The sequence below is a fragment of the Pseudarthrobacter sp. NIBRBAC000502772 genome (assembly GCF_006517235.1).
In the GTDB taxonomy this organism is placed as follows: domain Bacteria; phylum Actinomycetota; class Actinomycetes; order Actinomycetales; family Micrococcaceae; genus Arthrobacter.
In genome coordinates this window covers 3,753,662-3,769,792 of sequence record NZ_CP041188.1, presented here as the reverse complement: position 1 = coordinate 3,769,792, position 16,131 = coordinate 3,753,662, and the positions used below count along the sequence as shown (strand labels likewise).

The following is a 16,131-nucleotide window of genomic DNA, read 5'->3' as shown; positions in this document are numbered from 1 at the left end:
CTTGCAGGATCCCCACCGCTTCCAAGCGTTACCATGACTGGATTGGACACCATCAATGAGTTTGATCCGGCTGAACGACGTCAACGTGAGCTTTGACAAAACCCAAGTTCTCCGCGAGGCCTTTTTCAAGCTTGAAGCAGGGGACAGGGTCGGCCTGATCGGCAAGAACGGTTCGGGCAAGTCCACCATCCTGAAGCTGATCCAGGGCCAGGTGGCTCCCGACTCCGGGACCGTCGCCGTCGAGCTCGGAACCAAGGCTGCGTACTTCTCCCAGTTCTCCGAGCTGAACGGCGAATCCACCATCGCGGAGGTCCTGGACGGACTGTTCGCCCACGTGAAGGAGATCGAAGCCGAGCTGGCCGGCATCGATACGGCCATCGCCGCCGACTCCTCGGACGCAGCACGGCTGGATGAACTGATCCACCGCCAGTCCGAACTCTTTGAGGCGATGGACCGGCTGGATGGCTGGGACTACCAGCGCAGCATCGACAAAGTGCTCACCACTCTCGGCTTCAGCGACCACCACCGCACCTGCGCCATCGATGAACTCTCCGGCGGCTGGCGGAACCGGGCAGCGCTGGCAAAGATCCTGCTGGAAGCCCCGGACGTCCTCCTGCTTGATGAACCCACCAACTACCTTGACGTGGCCGGCGTCGAATGGCTCGAAGGCTGGTTCCGGACCTTTAAAGGCGCTGCGATCATCGTCTCGCACGACCGGAAGTTCCTGGACTCCGTTGTCACCCGGATCATCGAAGTGGAGAACTTCCACCTCCACGAATATCCGGGAAACTTCGCCGAATATGTGGTGGCGAAGCAGTTCAAGCTCAAGAGCCTGGAGAGCCAGTTCGTTCACGAGTCCGAGCTGCTGGCCTTCGAGGCCGAAGGCATCTCCGACCGGCGGGAAGCGGCCAAGGCGGCCGGCAAGGGACTGGCAAACCAGCTGGCCAGGATCAAGAAGTCCCGGGCGCCCCGGCCCGTGGACCAGATCATCACGGAGATTTACGGCGGCCTGTACGTCAAGGATGTCCTGTGCCGGGTGGAGTCCCTGAGCAAGGCCTACGGCGGCCGGACGCTGTTCAGCGGCCTCAGTTTCGAGATCGGGCGTGGTAACCGCATCGCCGTCGTCGGGTCCAACGGCAGCGGCAAGACCACGTTGCTCCGGGCGCTCACCGGCGAAGAGCCGGCCGATTCAGGCAGCGTGGCCTGGGCCAAGGGCGCCGGAGTGGTCTCCTACAACCAGGTCCTGGAAGAACTGGACGACGACGACACGGTCACCCATGCGGTCAACGCGATGCCTGACAGCCTGGCCCTGACTGCGACGAAGAAGTCGGTGAACAGGTTCCTTGCCATGTTCCAGTTCTCCGAAGCCGATCTTAAGCAGAAGATCGGCAACCTCTCAGGCGGCCAGCGCGCCCGGGTGGCCATGGCCCAATGCCTGCTCTCGGGTGCTTCGGTGCTGCTGCTGGATGAGCCCACCAACCACCTGGACCTCTCCAGCACCCAGGTTATGGAACGCGCCCTGCTGCATTTCCCGGGAGCAGTGGTGGTGGTCAGCCACGACCGCTTCTTCACCGACAAGATTGCCAACCGCCGGCTGGTATTCAGCGCTGCAGACTCAGGCCACGGGAGTGTGGAACTCCACGCCGCCTGAGGCTCGGCGGAGCCCGGGGGCCCGCAGCCGCCGCCCCTACAGCCAGCCTTTCCTCTTGAAAATGGCGTACATCAGGCCTGCGGTGCCGGCCATCAGCGCGATGGCCATCGGGTAGCCAAGGGCCCAGTGGAGTTCGGGCATGTGGTCGAAGTTCATTCCGTAGACGCCGGCCACGAAGGACGGTGCAAAGAAGATCGCCGCCCAGGAGGAGATCTTCTTCACCTGTTCGTTCTGTTCGGCACTGGCCTGGTTCTGCCGGTTGGCGGTCAGCGTTCCGTCCAGCGTGAGGGCGTTCTGCAACAAATCACGGAATGAATCGGCGCGCGAGATGACTCTCTCCACATGGTCCTCGACGTCCCGCAGGCTGTGCTGCAGTTCAGAGTCCACGCCGTACTTTTCAAAGCCACGCTTGAGCTGCTGCATCATGTCCGGCAGGGGATGGATGGCGCGCTGGAACTGGATCACTTCGCGGGCCAGTTCGTAGATGCGGCGGGAGACGGTGGTGTCCCCGCTGAAGAGCTGGTCCTCGATCTCGTCAATGTCGTTTTCCAGCCCGGCCACCACCGGTGCGTAGTCGTCCACCACCAGGTCCAGCAGCGCGTAGAGAACGGCCTCCGGGCCGTGTCGGAGCAGGTCGGGCCGGCCCTCCAGACGGCGCCTCACCCGGGCAACGCCGGCCATCTCGGCATGGCGGATGGTGACCACAAAATTCCGGCCGGTGAAGATGTGCAGCTCGCCGAACTCCACGGTCTCGGTGGCGTCCAGGTACCGCGCCGGGCGGAGCACCGTGAAGAGGTTGTCCTCATAGCGTTCAAGCTTGGGCCGCTGGTGCGCCGAGATGGCGTCCTCCACCGCCAGGGCGTGCAGCCCGAATTCGGTGGCAACGGCCGTCATTTCCGCCGCCGTGGGCCGGTATAGCCCGATCCAGGCCATGCCCCCGCGCTCGGCGAGCGTTTCAAAGGTCTGTTCCAGGCTCTCCGGTTCCGCGCTGCGGACGCCGTCCACGTAGACGGCATTGTCGATGATGGTCACGTCAGGACATTGCCCCGATGATCGCGCCAGCCACCGTCATGGCGAGCAGGTCGTGTCCGGAATCGATCAGGGTGACCGTTGTCGGGCGGCCGGCGAACCCGTTGTGGGTGACGTGCCCGCCGGCGCGGAACACCAGCCCGAGTACCAGCGCGAACAAGCCGCCCGCCGCTGCGTTGTCCAGGCCCAGCTTGCTGATCAGAACAGCCAGCAGGACGGCGGTCAAGGCGGCAGTGACCATCATGGGAACCCAGATCCCCGCGCCGCCGCTGATGTTCTTGAGGTCCTCTTCAGTCTTTCCGATGGCGGCCATCCACCGCTTGCCCAGCACGGCAGGCAGGTACCAGACAAAGCCGATGGCCATGCTCAGGACGAAGGCCAACGCCACGGCGAGCCAGTTGATCTGTGAAATATGCGAAGCCCAATCCATGCTCGAATCCTAACTGCCTTCGGCTGGCCCGCCGCCGCCCTCGGTCAATTGCCTGGGCCGTGTTGGGGTGCCGGGCGCGGCCTGTGCGAGGCGCCTGATCAGGGGTTCAGTCCGGTAAGGGATATGGGTGTGGAGAGCCAGGACAGTTTCGGTCCGGATGACGCCCTTGATGCGGAGGATCAGGCGGAGGGCGGACTGCAGGTTGTGCGTATCGGTGGCCACCACACGGCACCACACGTCACCTCGCCCCGAGATCTCATGGACCTCCAGGACCTGGGGGAGCAGCCGGAGGGCGCCCACGACTCCGTCCAGTTCCCGGTGCGTCACTTCGATCGTGACGAAGGCGACGACGTCGTACCCCACGGCCTCGAGGTCGATCTCGCGGCCGCCGTCGTGCAGCACTCCGGCCCGGAGCAGGCGCCGGACCCGCGACTGCGCTGTGTTGCGCGCAATCCCCAGCACCTCGGCTAACTCGCCGATCTGGATGCGGGGATCGTGGATGAGTTCCAGGAGGATCTTCAGGTCAGTGGGATCAAGGGTGGGCAAACTGTCACTTTCAGTTATTGGAGACACCATGATTTGCGTATTTTGCTCAATTGTTCCACGGACAAGCGCCCAAACGGTCACCTCTGAAGCATTCTTTAGGTATCAATTCCCCCCGGGGCGGCCTCCCACAAGGACCTCCCTCCCCGGTCGACGCCAAGGCAGCGCCAATGACAGTCTTCAATGAACTCCGCATGCGTCCGGCCACCGCCGGGCGCCAGGGCTGGGATGCATCCACCAGCGCACGGCTGGTGATGGCCGGCGCTGTCATCTTCACCTTGCTGGTCGGTGCGAACCTGGCTACGCCTCTGTATCCGCTGCTACAGGCAAACCTTGGCCTATCGGCACTCGGCGTCACGGCGGCCTTTGCCAGCTATGTCCTGGCCCTGGTTGCAACGTTGATGCTGGCCGGGCACTGGTCGGACCACATCGGCCGGCGGGCGGCGCTCATCCTGGCTGTACTCGCCGGACTGGCGGGCAGTTGGGTCTTCTCGCAGGCCGAAAACCTCGTGGCGCTCTCTGCCGGACGGGCCCTTCAGGGTGTGGCCGTTGCCCTGGCCACGGGTGCCAGCGCAGCCGCACTGCGGGAACTGCTCCCGACCCGGCCGGAGTGGGCCACCCGTTTCACCCTGCTGGCGACGGCGGGAGGGGTAGCAGCCGGTCCGGTCATCGGCGGCCTGCTGTCGCTGCTGCCCGGGCCCACCACAGCCCCGTACTATGTTCACTCGCTCGCCCTGGCGGCAATGCTGGTGCCGCTGTACCTGCTTCAGGCCCGGCCGGCCATCAAGCCTCCGGTCGGCCGGCGGCCCGTCCTGGCCCTGGCTCCCCGCCGGCCTTCGGTATCCAGTGAGGCGAGGGGCGCTTTCTGGCTGGCGGCGGCTGTGGGCTTCCTCAGCTTCTCCGTCTTTGGATTTTGCCTGTCGCTGGCACCGGCCTATTTCGCCCCGATCATTCAGACCGATTCACGGCCGTTGATCGGCGCCCTGGCCGGGATGACGCTGGCAGCCTCCGCCCTGAGCCAGTTGCTGTCCGTGCGGGGCCGCTTTGTGGTGCCCGCGGGGCTGGCGGTCCTGGGCGCCTCGGTGCTGCTCCTGGCTGCCGCGGCCGCTTGGAGCAGTCCGCTGATGCTCGCCGCCGCCAGCGTCTGTGCGGGGCTGGGCCAGGGGGTCGCCTTCCGGACGGTCTTCAATGATGTGGCCGCCAAAGTGGAAACGTCACAGCACGCCCAGGTCATCAGCACCGTATATGTCATCACGTACCTGGGCAGCGCCGTACCCGTCATCGGGCTGGGCTGGGCAACGGCGGTGTTCGGGCTGCCGACGGCGGTCGCGGGCTTCGTGGTGCTGTGCAGCGCCGCTGCACTGGCGCTGTCCGCCGTCACGCTTCGGACGGCGCTGCAGCGGACAGCCTAGTCCGGCAGCGGGCCGTGGTTCCCTTGGATGTGCTCAAAGACGAGGGTGGTCTCGGTGTGGCCCACCACGGGGTCGGTGGCGAGATTGTCCAGGACCCAGTCCCGCAGGTCCTCGGTGCTGGCAACGGCGATGTGCAGCAGGTAATCCACGGAGCCTGACGTGTGGAAGGTGGAGAGGACCGCGGGCAGGTGCGGAACGCGGGCTGTAAACCGGTCGATCTGGTCCCTGTCGTGGGCCCTCAACCGGACGGCCACAAGCGCCTGGACGGACCTGCCGATGGCCGAGAGGCTGAGCTTCGCCTCAAATCCCTGGACAATGCCACGTTCGGACAATGCGCGGGTCCGCATGAGCGCGGTGGACGGTGCAATGCCCACCAGTTCTGCCAACTGCTTGTTGGAGATCCGTGCATCGTCCACCAAGGCGGCCAGAAGCCGTTCATCGATGGCATCCAGCGGCTCAAAGTGGCTGGCCGGCCGGATGCTTTTTGGGTTGCTGCTCATGGAATCTCCTTGAATGTCCGTCAGTTCATCCTAGACGCCGGATTCCTGTTGATCACCCCGGATCGCAACCTTCCCTGCCGAACAATCGCCAGACACACGTGCCATTTAATGGCGGATAGTTCTACGGCCGCGCGGCTTCTGCCTGCCCTTGTGCGGCGGTCCGTGCGGCTTCGTCGTGCCCCAGGGGATGTACGACGGCGACTGTCACCGCCGTGATGCACGCCAGGGCCATGATTGCCACGGCAAGCGCCGTCCAGCCCAGGGACTGGAACACCAGTCCGCCGGCCCAGCCGATGACGCTGGAGCCCAGGTAATAGGCCAGGTTGTAGAGCGACGATGCCTGGGCGCGGCCGGTGGTGGCGATGCTTCCGGTCCAGCCTGCGCCGATGCTGTGGGCCGCGAAGAAGCCGCCGGTGAAAATCACCAGGCCGGCAAGGATCAGGGCGAGCAGCTGCGTAAGCGTCAGCGCCAGCCCGGCCACCATCAGGAGGATGCCAGCCAGCAGCACATTCCTGCGGCCAAACCTGACCGTCAACCCGCCGGCCCAGCGGGAAGAGAACGTTCCGGAAAGGTACGCCAGGAAGATCAGGCTGATCAGGGTGGCAGGCAGCGTGAAAGGCTCAGCGGACAGCCGGAAGCCGAGGTAGTTGTAGACGGCCACAAACCCGCCCATCATCAGGAAAGCCTGGATGTAGAGCGCCAGCAGCCGGGGATTGCGCACATGCCCGCCGAGCGTCGCCATGGCACCGAGCAGCCCGGCGGCTTTGGCGGCGGTGAATCCCTTCGCCTGCGGTACCAGAACCAGGAAGAGTACCGCGGCCACTGTTGCCAGCAGGGAAACGGCCAGGGCGGCCGTGCGCCAGCCCCACAGCTCACCTGCCGGGCCTGCCACGAGCCGGCCGGCCAGCCCGCCCAGCGTAGTGCCGGCAACGTAGCTGCCTGCGGCCACGGCCGCATGGGCCCTGTTCACTTCCTCGTTCAGGTAGGCGATGGCGATGGCCGGGATCCCGCCCAGCGCCATGCCTTCCAGCAGCCGCAAGGCAAGCAGGGCGCCGAAAGTGGGAGCGAGCGGTACCAGCAGGCCCAGGATAGTGGCGGCGGAGATGCCCCATGCCATGGCCTTCACTCTGCCGATCCTGTCCGCGAGGAAGGACCACGGAATGACGGTGATGGCCAGGCCCACGGTGGCCAGCGAAATGGTCAATGCGGCCTCTGCCGCTGTTACCTTCAGTTCTGCCGCCAAGAGCGGCAAGACCGCCTGGGTGGAGTAGAGCTGGGCGAACGTTGCCACGCCTGCGAAGGCCAGGCCGGCCAGAATCTTGTTGTAGGCGGCGGAGCCTTTGGGATGTCCCGCCCAGTGATCCTGCGCTGGACTGAACGTTCCTGGGATGGCGGCATTCTGTGGCATGGCTCAAGGGTAGGCTTCGGCAATGTATGCTTCCAATGCATCTTTTAGGGACAATTCATATCTAGAGTGGAACGTTTGGAAGGTGGAGCCCATGCACGCGGACCACAAACAGCTGGTGAAGCTCCTGCCGCTCCTCCCCATCCTGGCCGAGCTGGGCCGGACCCAGCACGTCACGGAAACGGCCGAGCTCCTTGGAGTACCCCAGTCCACGGTGAGCCGGGCACTGTCCCGGGCCAGCGCCGTCGTCGGAACAGAATTGCTGATCCGGGACGGACGGGGCATCCGCCTCACAGCGGCCGCCCGGACGCTGCTGCCGTACATCGAGTCGGCTCTGACCGAGTTCCAGGCCGGACTGGACCTGGTCCGGCACGAGTCGGACGTGGTGCGGGGGAAGGTGTCGCTGTCCTTTCAGCACACGTTCGGGGAGGCCACCCTGCCCGTGCTCATCAGTGTCTTCCGCAGCCGCCACCCGGAGGCCGGCTTCATTCTCAGCCAGGGGGCGCGGGACACCTGCCTGGCGGAGCTGGCCTCGGGCCAGGCGGACCTGGCACTGACCGCCCCTGTTCCGGCGGCAAGCAGCACCATCGCTTCGGCGCCGCTCTACCGTGAGCCCCTCCGGCTGGTGGTTCACCACGGGCACCCGCTGGCCGGACGGGACGCCGTCAGGATGCAGGACATCCGCCGGGACCCCTTCGTCGCGCTGGAGCCGGGTTACGGCATGCGGTCACTGACGGATGCCTTGTTCCGCGAGGCAGGCTTCCGGCCGCGGATCGCCTTCGAAAGCCAGGACACCCACACCGCCCGTGGATTGGTCGCCGCGGGACTTGGCGTCAGCATCCTGCCGCCCGGCGGCAATGCCCCGGGGCGCCACATCAGCCCGGAGACCGGCAACCTGGGCTGGGTCGAACTTGCCTTGGAATCCGGCCTGGCGTTCCGCGAAATCGGGCTGGGCTGGCGCCGGCGGAAACCCGGCCCCGACGCCGAGCCCGATCCTGTGCGCTTCTTCCGGGAGATGGTCCTGCAGGAGGGCCCGCACTTGCTGGCGGGCCTCGTGGCCGCCCGTTCAGGCAGGGGATAGGCGGCGCGGTGCTGAGACACGACGTCGTCCCGCGGCCCGGCAGCGTTTCGCCGGCAGCGTTTCAGTAGGCTGGGGGACGTGACTGATAGCGAGCACCCCCAGACCACAACTTCCGGACACCACCCGCTGGGCGGCGCCACGTCCGCGGCCGCCCCGGGTCCCCTCGCGGGGGTCATCATCGGCCTGGACATCGGAGGTACAAAGACCCGCGGCGTCAGGTTTGAGGACGGCGTTGCCGTGGCTGACGAGTCCGCCGGCAGTTCCAACGTCCAGAACGTCAGCCGCGAACAGGCGGCGATGAACCTCGCGGATCTCTTCTCCCGGATCGGCGGCGGCCAGGTGGCCCAGGTGTATGCCGGGGCCGGTGGCATAGACACCGACGACGACGCCGCAGCCCTTGCCGCGCTGATCGAACCCCATGTTCCGGGAGCCAAAGTCACGGTGGTCCACGACTCACGGCTGCTGCTGGCCGCGGGCGGCGCCAGTACCGGCGTGGCCGTGATCGCGGGAACCGGCTCTGCAGCCTGGGGAAGGAATGCCGCCGGCGACGAAGCCCGGGCCGGCGGCTGGGGCTACCTGCTTGGGGATGAAGGCAGCGGCTACTGGCTGGGCCGTGAGGCGGTCCGGCACAGCCTGCGCCGGATGAACCAGGGACTCCCGGCGGACCAGCTGACCGAGGCGCTGCTTGCAGCCTGCGGAGTGGACCACCCCAACAAGCTGATTGCGCTCTTCCATTCCCCGGACACCGGCCGCCGGTTCTGGGCTCAGCAGGCACGCCTGGTGGTGGAGGCGGCTGCGGCGGGCCACACGGTCAGCCAAGAGCTCCTGGACCAGGCCGGCCAAGACCTTGCCGGCCTGGCTGCGCAGGCCCTGCGGAAGCTTGGAATCGACGGCCCGGTAATTCTCGGCAGCGGACTCGGCATGAACGTGATTCCGCTGCAGGACTCTTTCCGGAGCCACCTAGCGGCCGCCGGCGTCTCCGATGTCCGTGTCCTGGACCAGGACCCTGTGTTTGGCGTCCTGAAGCTAGTCTCGGAAGCGTCAGGGGCCCACTGACCGCTTCCGGGGTGTCAGCCTGACGGCCGGCATGATGGGGGCGGGGATGCGTCCGGCTTCGGCGCCCGCATCCGGGCCGTGCCCTTCAACCAGCCCGTAGCGGGCTCCGCGGGCTGCAGCGTCAGGCAGTGCGGCCTGGGCTTCCCAGTCCGCACGGGCCTGCTCCACTTCGTCGTGCGTGCGGCCCACGAAGTTCCACCACATCAGCAGTTCCTCCTGGAACGGCTCCCCGCCGATCAGGAGGAACCGTGTGCCGGGCAGGGCCTGGAACTCCAGCGCCGAACGTCCCGCGCCCAGGTAGCCCAGCGGCCCGGGCGGGACCTCCTGCCCGTCCAGCGTCAGCCCGCCGTCGAGCACCAGGACGGCATGCTCAAAGTGAGCGTTCAGCGGCAGGACGGCCAGGCCGTCGCAGGAGATGTCCGCTCCGATGATGGGGGAGTACATCGTGGCCGGTGACACCGCCCCGGCGAATTCGCCCACCATCACCGTCGCTGTGAAACCCGGCCCCGTCACGGAAGGCAGTTCGCGGTGCTGCTCGAACGCAGGTTCGCGATGACGTTCAGTATCCGGCAACGCTACCCAGAGCTGCAGGCCGCGCTGCACGGGCAGCGGCGCGCCGGCGTCGGGACCTGCATCGGAATCTGGAAGCGCGGCGAACTCGGAGTGGGACACCCCGTGCCCGGCGGTCATGATGTTCAGCTCACCTGGCCGGACCACAACATCGCTGCCCACGCTGTCCCGGTGCCGGATGTTCCCCGCAAGCGGCCAGGTGACCGTCTGCAGGCCCGTGTGCGGGTGGGGGAGTACGGACATGGCGATGCGGTCCGGACCGAAACTGTCCAGGAAGCACCAGGCTCCGATGGTGGGCAGGCCGCGCTGCGGGAGCGTGCGCCGGACGTTCATGGCCCGCACGCCGCCCAGCGGAACCTCCCGTTCGGGCCAGAGCTGCAGGCACGGTCCGGAAGTCCCTTCAGGGCCTGCGGGTGGACAAAGTTCCTGTTGCGGAGCCACTTCCAAGTTGGTCACAGTCCAACTCTAGGCGCGGGCAGAGCCGGGCGTAAGCGCAGCACCGGCACCTTGTGATCGAAGGACCCATCCGCGGGCGGCTGTCCAACGAATGGTTAACAGTAGGAATTCTCTTGCCCGGATTGCCTTCGGATCCGGTTACGCTGTGAACGGATTGCGTTACCGTAAATATCAGTGAGCTTATGACCCAACACTGTCCGATGCCGTCCAACAGAACAGGTACGTCCGGAATGGACCAAGCCATGATTGAGTTCCAGAGCGTCACCAAGCAGTATCAGGGCGGGCAGCCCGCTGTGGACCAGCTCACCATGTCCATCGACAGGGGCTCCATCACCGTTTTTGTAGGGCCGTCCGGCTGCGGAAAAACCACCTCGCTGCGGATGATCAACCGCATGGTGGAACCGACGTCCGGCGTGATCACCGTGGACGGGCGGGACGTGACCTCGGTTCCTGCCGCGGAGCTGAGACGGTCCATGGGCTACGTCATGCAGTCCTCCGGGCTGATGCCGCACCGTTCCGTGCTGGACAACATCGCCACCGTGCCCCGGCTCAACGGCGTTTCCAAGGCTGAGGCCCGCAAGCGCGCCACGGAACTGCTCGACGTCGTCGGGCTGGCTTCCGCGCTCGGGAAACGGTACCCCTCCCAGCTCTCGGGCGGCCAGCAGCAGCGCGTCGGTGTGGCCCGGGCGCTGGCCGCCGATCCGCCAGTCCTGCTGATGGACGAACCGTTCAGCGCCGTTGACCCCGTGGTACGTAACGAACTGCAGCATGAACTCCTGAGGCTGCAGAAGGACCTCGCAAAAACCATCGTTTTCGTCACGCATGATATCGACGAGGCAACCATTCTCGGCGACAAGGTGGCCGTTTTCGCCGTCGGCGGCCGGCTGGCCCAGTACGCCACCCCTGAGGAAATCCTTCGGGCACCGGCCAATGATTTTGTGGCGTCCTTCGTGGGGCGGGACCGCGGCTTCCGCCACCTCGGGTTCACCACGTCCGACGCCGTGACCATCCACCCGGTGCCCACGCTCGTGATGAGTGGCGGCCAGTTCGCCGGCGATCCCGCTGCGGTGACTGACTGGCAGCTCGTGGTGGATCCGGACCTGCGCCCGCTGGGCTGGGCGAGGCCGGGGACGGACTCAGAGCTCATCCCGGGCGGGTCACTCTTCCGCCCCGGCGAGACGCTGCGGCGGGCGCTGGACTCGGCCCTTTCGTCCCCGTCCGGCCAAGGTGTGGCGGTGGACGGCGACGGCAAGGTCCTGGGAACCATCAGGGCACAGGAAGTCCTCGGCGTCATTGAGGAAGCCCGCCAGGTCAGGCAGGCTGCGCTCTGATGGAGTGGTTCCTGGCAAACAGCGGCATGGTCATGGGACTGGCGGGCCAGCACCTGGTCCTGGCCCTCATCCCGATGGTCCTGGGGCTGGTCATTTCCATTCCGCTGGCGCAGTTGGCGCGGACCCACTCGGCGCTCAGGTCGGTGGTGGTGACCGCCAGTTCATTGCTGTACACCGTCCCGTCGCTGGCGCTGTTCATCATCCTGCCCTCGATTCTCGGAACCCGGATCCTGGACCCGCTCAACGTCATTGTGGCCCTGACCATCTACGCTGTGGCGCTGCTGGTCCGGGCCGCCCTGGATGCCTTTGACTCCGTGGAGGAGGATCTCCGGCAGGCTGCGATCGCCATGGGGTACAAGCCGTGGCTCCGCTTTGTCCAGATCGACCTGCCACTGTCCCTTCCGGTGATGTTCGCCGGGCTGCGGGTGGTCTCCGTCAGCAACATCTCCCTGGTGAGTGTCGCGGCACTCCTGGGGGTGGGGAACCTGGGCATGCTGTTTACAGACGGACTGCAACGGAACTTCGTCACGGAAGTGGTGGTGGGAATCATCGCCATCCTGGTGCTCGCGCTGCTGATGGATGCTGTACTGGTCGTCCTGGAAAGGCTGCTGACGCCGTGGACCCGCGCCGCTAAAGCGTCCGGCGCCGCGGCGCCTTCCGCCGCCAGCTACCTGGCCGACGCCAACATCCACACAGGGGCCGCGCCATGAGCAACATTTTTGTGGACACCCTCGCCTGGATTGCCGATCCGCTGCACTGGACCGGCAGTTCCGGCATCCCGGTCCGGCTGCTGGAGCACCTCCAATACAGCGGGCTGGTCTTGGTGATTGCCGCGGCCATCGCGGTTCCGGCAGGGCTTTACATCGGGCACACGGGCCGCGGACGCGTGGTGGCCGTAGCGGTGGCAGGGGCGCTGCGGGCCCTGCCCACACTGGGCCTGCTGGTCCTCTTCGCCCTCCTTGCGGGAAGCAGCCTGATGCCGCCGGTGTGGGCGCTGGTCATCCTGACCGTGCCGCCGCTCCTTGCCGGAACGTATGCCGGCATTTCGAGTGTGGACCGGGCCGTGGTGGACGCTGCCCGGGCCATGGGCATGACCGAGCTGCAGATCCTGTTCCGGGTTGAGCTGCCCAACGGGCTGCAGGTCATGTTCGGCGGTGTCCGAACCGCCGTGCTGCAGGTCATCGCCACGGTGTCGGTGGTTGCCTACCTGCCCTTGGGCGGGCTGGGCCGCTACCTTTTTGACGGCTTGGCGCTGCAGGACTTCCCGCGGATGCTTGCCGGGTCGCTGCTGATTGCAGGGCTGGCCATCGTTGTTGACCTCATCCTGGCCGCGGTGCAAAGAGCCCTTCTTTCGCCCGGCCTCAAAACCGATCTGCACGGTGGCCAAAAGGCCTCCGCTGATCTCCCAGCTGCCGCGCCTGCGCCAGCTGCCGTTCAAGGAGGTACCCCATGAAAGACAACACCAGGACAATCCTTACCCGCCGGGGACTGGCTGGCATGGCTGCCGGCGTCGGCCTGGCCGTCGCGCTGACGGCCTGCGGCGGGAGTGACCCGTTGGCCACCCCCAGCACCAGCGCCGGAAGCGCCGGCGGCGGCTCGTTGGTGGTCGGCTCGGCTGACTTCCCGGAGAGCCAGATCGTCGCTGAGATCTACGCCGGCGCGCTGACTGCTGCAGGGGTCACGGCAACCACCAAGCCCAACATCGGTGCCCGCGAAATCTACTTCAAAGCGGTCCAGGACGGCTCGGTTGACCTTGTCCCGGATTACTCCGGCAACCTGCTCTCGCATGTGGATCCTGAAGCTGCCGAGGTCTCGGCCGACGACATCTACAAGGCGCTGCCGGGCAAGCTCCCCGAGGGTTTGGCAGTCCTGGAGGCATCCAAGGCCGAGTCCAAGGACGCCATGGTGGTCACCAAGGCCACCGCGGAGAAGTACCAGCTGAAGTCCATTGAGGACCTCGCCAAGGTCTGCAAGGACCTGACCATGGCGGCGCCGGCCACGTTCGAAACCCGCGCCTATGGCTTCCCGGGACTCAAAAAGAACTACGGCTGCGAACTCAAGGCACTGAAGCCCTTCAGCGACGGCGGCGGCAACCTGACCCTGCAGGCACTGCTGACCGACGACGTCCAGGTGGCTGACATCTACACCACCACACCGTCCATCGCGGACAACGACCTGGTGGTCCTGGAGGATCCCAAGAACAACTTCAAGGCCCAGCAGGTCCTGCCGCTGTACAACAAGGCAAAAATGACCGACAAGGCCAAGGACGCGCTCAATGCCGTGTCGAAGATCCTCACCACTGAGGACCTGGTCAACCTCAACCGCGCAGTCAGCGGCAGCCAGAAGCAAAATGCCAAAGACGCCGCCGCCACGTGGCTCAAGGACAAGGGCATCGTCAAGTAGCACCTGACTCCACAACGCAATCACGACGGCGGCTGCCGGACCCACACGGGCCGGCAGCCGCGGTCGTCCGCTCTCTACACGTCTGTGTCTGAGGTCTCAACAGAAGTACATCCGTCATATGGCATATTTGATGGATGGCAGAATTCAAGCAGTCCACCAAGCTTCACAACGTCCTTTACGACATCCGTGGACCGATTCTTCAGGCCGCCCAGCAGATGGAGGCGGAGGGTCACCGGATCCTCAAACTGAACATCGGAAACCCTGCGCCGTTTGGATTTGAAGCCCCGGACGCGATCCTGGTGGACATGATCCGCCATCTGCCCCATGCCCAGGGTTACAGCGACTCCCGGGGCATCTTCTCGGCCCGGACTGCGGTCTCCCAGTACTACCAGACCCGCGGAATCCAGAACATCCATGTGGACGACATCTACCTGGGCAACGGCGTCAGCGAACTGATCACCATGTCCCTCATGGCGCTGCTCAACGACGGCGACGAGGTGCTGATCCCCACACCGGACTACCCGCTGTGGACCGCTTCCGTGGCCCTGGCGAGCGGGAAGCCCGTGCACTACCTCTGCGATGAGGAATCAGGCTGGCAGCCGGACCTTGAGGATCTTGAAGCCAAGATCACGCCCCGCACCAAGGGCATCGTGGTGATCAACCCCAACAACCCCACGGGCGCGGTCTATCCGGAAGAGACGCTGAAGAAGATCGTGGCGCTGGCCGAGAAGCACGGACTGATCCTTTTCGCGGATGAAATCTACGAAAAGATCCTGTACGAGGACGCCGTGCACATCAACATGGCCGCGCTGACGGGCGACGACGTCCTTTGCCTCACTTTCAGTGGGCTGTCCAAGGCCTACCGCGTCTGCGGCTACCGTGCCGGCTGGATGGCCATCTCGGGCCCGAAGAAGGATGCCTCCGATTATCTGGAGGGCATCAGCCTCCTGGCCAACATGCGCCTCTGTGCCAACGTGCCCGCCCAGCACGCCATCCAGACCGCGCTCGGCGGCTACCAGAGCATCAATGACCTCATCCTCCCCGGCGGCAGGCTGCTGGAACAGCGGAACAAGGCCTACGACATGCTCAACGCGATCCCGGGTGTGAGCACGCAGCAGGCCCGTGGCGCGCTGTACCTGTTCCCGCGCCTGGATCCGGAAGTCTTCCACATCCGTGATGACGAGAAATTTGTCCTGGACCTGCTGAAGGAACAGAAGATCCTGGTGTCACACGGACGGGCGTTCAACTGGGTCCGGCCTGACCACTTCCGCATGGTCACGTTGCCGAACGTCAAGGACATTGAAGAAGCGATCGGACGCATGGGGGACTTCCTTAGCCGGTATCAAGGGAACTAGCCTGTGGTGACGCGTCTTTCGGCGCGTGGAACCTTGGGAAAGGACCCCAATGGCCGACGTCGTTGAGTTCGAGAAGCACCCTGTCGATACGCTGAGGGTGGGGAAAGGGTTCTCGCTGGCCGACGCTGACTCCGACGCGACGCCCGGTTACAAGGGCAACAAAGCCGATGGCCAGACAATTCTGGCTGAACTGGACGGCGCGTTGGCCGAACTTCAGGAAAAGCTGTTCGCGGAGTCGCGCTTCGGCGGGAGAAAACGGCTTCTGCTGATCCTGCAGGCCATGGACACCGCGGGCAAGGGCGGAATCGTCAGCCATGTCATGGCCACCATGAATCCGCAGGGCGTCCAGTTCAAAGCCTTCAAGGCCCCCACCGAGGAGGAAAAGTCCTATGACTTCCTCTGGCGGATCGAGAAGGAGGTGCCCGGAGCGGGCATGGTGGGCATCTTCGACCGCTCCCACTATGAGGACGTCCTGATCCACCGGGTCCATAACTGGGCGACGCCTGACGAAATTAGGCGCCGCTACCGGGCCATCAATGAGTTCGAGGCGCGCCAGACCGATGCCGGAACCAAAATCATCAAGGTGATGCTCAACATCAGCAAGGATGAACAGAAGGCACGGCTCCTTGCCCGGCTGGACAACCCCGCCAAGCACTGGAAATACAGCAGCGGTGACCTCAAGGAACGAGCCTTCTGGGGCGACTACATGGCCGCCTACCAGGCTGCCTTCGACGAGACCAACACGGAAGCCGCACCCTGGCACGTGGTTCCGGCCAACAAGAAATGGTACGCCAGGATCGCGGTGCAGCAGTTGGTGCTGGGCGCGCTGTCTGACATGAAGCTGGAATGGCCAAAGGCGGAGTTCGACGTCCCGATCGAACGGGAACTGGTTGAACGGTCCTGACCTGT

The 16,131-nt window shown here is 65.4% G+C and carries 16 protein-coding genes; 10 read left to right on the top strand and 6 right to left on the bottom strand.

Going from position 1 to position 16,131, the window contains the following annotated elements:
- The first annotated feature begins 55 nt into the window (after positions 1–55).
- The gene (locus tag NIBR502772_RS17410) at positions 56–1,651 is read left to right on the top strand and encodes an ABC-F family ATP-binding cassette domain-containing protein (RefSeq protein WP_141141122.1); all 1,596 of its coding nucleotides are present in this window, start codon (positions 56–58) and stop codon (positions 1,649–1,651) included.
- A gap of 36 nt (positions 1,652–1,687) precedes the next feature.
- Here NIBR502772_RS17410 and corA read toward each other — a convergent pair whose 3' ends face one another.
- The 3 genes from corA to NIBR502772_RS17395 are packed head-to-tail and all read right to left on the bottom strand — an operon-like array spanning position 1,688 to position 3,656.
- Positions 1,688–2,683 carry a magnesium/cobalt transporter CorA gene (gene corA, locus NIBR502772_RS17405; RefSeq protein WP_141141121.1) on the bottom strand — a complete coding sequence of 332 codons (996 nt, stop codon included), beginning with the start codon at positions 2,681–2,683 and terminating at the stop codon, positions 1,688–1,690.
- Position 2,684: 1 nt separating this feature from the next.
- Positions 2,685–3,110, bottom strand: a complete 426-nt coding sequence (locus NIBR502772_RS17400; protein ID WP_141141120.1) for a DUF1761 domain-containing protein — start codon at positions 3,108–3,110, stop codon at positions 2,685–2,687.
- A 9-nt stretch (positions 3,111–3,119) separates the two neighbouring features.
- Positions 3,120–3,656 (bottom strand): Lrp/AsnC family transcriptional regulator, encoded by a 537-nt coding sequence (locus NIBR502772_RS17395; protein WP_210412313.1) that lies wholly within the window; start codon positions 3,654–3,656, stop codon positions 3,120–3,122.
- 167 nt (positions 3,657–3,823) lie between these two features.
- Here NIBR502772_RS17395 and NIBR502772_RS17390 point away from each other — a divergent pair, with 167 nt between their 5' ends.
- Positions 3,824–5,065 (top strand): MFS transporter, encoded by a 1,242-nt coding sequence (locus NIBR502772_RS17390; protein WP_141141118.1) that lies wholly within the window; start codon positions 3,824–3,826, stop codon positions 5,063–5,065.
- Here NIBR502772_RS17390 and NIBR502772_RS17385 read toward each other — a convergent pair.
- Positions 5,062–5,565: an Lrp/AsnC family transcriptional regulator gene (locus NIBR502772_RS17385; protein WP_056344094.1), complete on the bottom strand. Its 504-nt coding sequence runs from the start codon at positions 5,563–5,565 to the stop codon at positions 5,062–5,064. The genes NIBR502772_RS17390 and NIBR502772_RS17385 overlap by 4 nt on opposite strands.
- A gap of 121 nt (positions 5,566–5,686) precedes the next feature.
- On the bottom strand, positions 5,687–6,973 hold the full coding sequence (locus NIBR502772_RS17380) for an MFS transporter (RefSeq protein WP_141141117.1): 1,287 nt from the start codon (positions 6,971–6,973) through the stop codon (positions 5,687–5,689).
- Positions 6,974–7,064: 91 nt separating this feature from the next.
- Here NIBR502772_RS17380 and NIBR502772_RS17375 point away from each other — a divergent pair, with 91 nt between their 5' ends.
- Complete coding sequence (locus NIBR502772_RS17375; RefSeq protein WP_141141116.1) at positions 7,065–8,051, top strand: LysR family transcriptional regulator; 987 nt, start codon at positions 7,065–7,067, stop codon at positions 8,049–8,051.
- A 126-nt stretch (positions 8,052–8,177) separates the two neighbouring features.
- Complete coding sequence (locus NIBR502772_RS17370; RefSeq protein ID WP_104062219.1) at positions 8,178–9,107, top strand: N-acetylglucosamine kinase; 930 nt, start codon at positions 8,178–8,180, stop codon at positions 9,105–9,107.
- On the opposite strand, the gene NIBR502772_RS17365 is transcribed toward NIBR502772_RS17370, so the two are convergent.
- Complete coding sequence (locus NIBR502772_RS17365) at positions 9,093–10,133, bottom strand: pirin family protein (protein ID WP_141141115.1); 1,041 nt, start codon at positions 10,131–10,133, stop codon at positions 9,093–9,095. The two genes, NIBR502772_RS17370 and NIBR502772_RS17365, sit on opposite strands and share 15 nt — an antisense overlap.
- 230 nt (positions 10,134–10,363) lie before the next feature.
- On the opposite strand from NIBR502772_RS17365, the gene NIBR502772_RS17360 reads away from it, so the two are divergent.
- The 6 genes from NIBR502772_RS17360 to NIBR502772_RS17335 all read left to right on the top strand — a co-directional run bounded on the left by NIBR502772_RS17360 (position 10,364) and on the right by NIBR502772_RS17335 (position 16,126).
- A complete protein-coding gene (locus NIBR502772_RS17360) occupies positions 10,364–11,464 on the top strand; it encodes an ABC transporter ATP-binding protein (protein WP_141141114.1) in 1,101 nt (366 codons plus the stop codon).
- Positions 11,464–12,174, top strand: a complete 711-nt coding sequence (locus NIBR502772_RS17355; RefSeq protein ID WP_141141113.1) for an ABC transporter permease — start codon at positions 11,464–11,466, stop codon at positions 12,172–12,174. The genes NIBR502772_RS17360 and NIBR502772_RS17355 overlap by 1 nt, the downstream gene beginning before the upstream one ends.
- Complete coding sequence (locus NIBR502772_RS17350) at positions 12,171–12,917, top strand: ABC transporter permease (RefSeq protein ID WP_141141112.1); 747 nt, start codon at positions 12,171–12,173, stop codon at positions 12,915–12,917. Before NIBR502772_RS17355 ends, NIBR502772_RS17350 begins: the two co-directional genes overlap by 4 nt.
- Complete coding sequence (locus tag NIBR502772_RS17345; RefSeq protein WP_141141111.1) at positions 12,914–13,867, top strand: ABC transporter substrate-binding protein; 954 nt, start codon at positions 12,914–12,916, stop codon at positions 13,865–13,867. The genes NIBR502772_RS17350 and NIBR502772_RS17345 overlap by 4 nt, the downstream gene beginning before the upstream one ends.
- 134 nt (positions 13,868–14,001) lie before the next feature.
- Positions 14,002–15,222, top strand: coding sequence for a pyridoxal phosphate-dependent aminotransferase (locus NIBR502772_RS17340; protein ID WP_058931824.1), 1,221 nt, complete (start codon positions 14,002–14,004; stop codon positions 15,220–15,222).
- A gap of 49 nt (positions 15,223–15,271) precedes the next feature.
- Positions 15,272–16,126, top strand: coding sequence for a polyphosphate kinase 2 family protein (locus tag NIBR502772_RS17335; protein WP_141141110.1), 855 nt, complete (start codon positions 15,272–15,274; stop codon positions 16,124–16,126).
- Positions 16,127–16,131 lie beyond the last annotated feature (5 nt).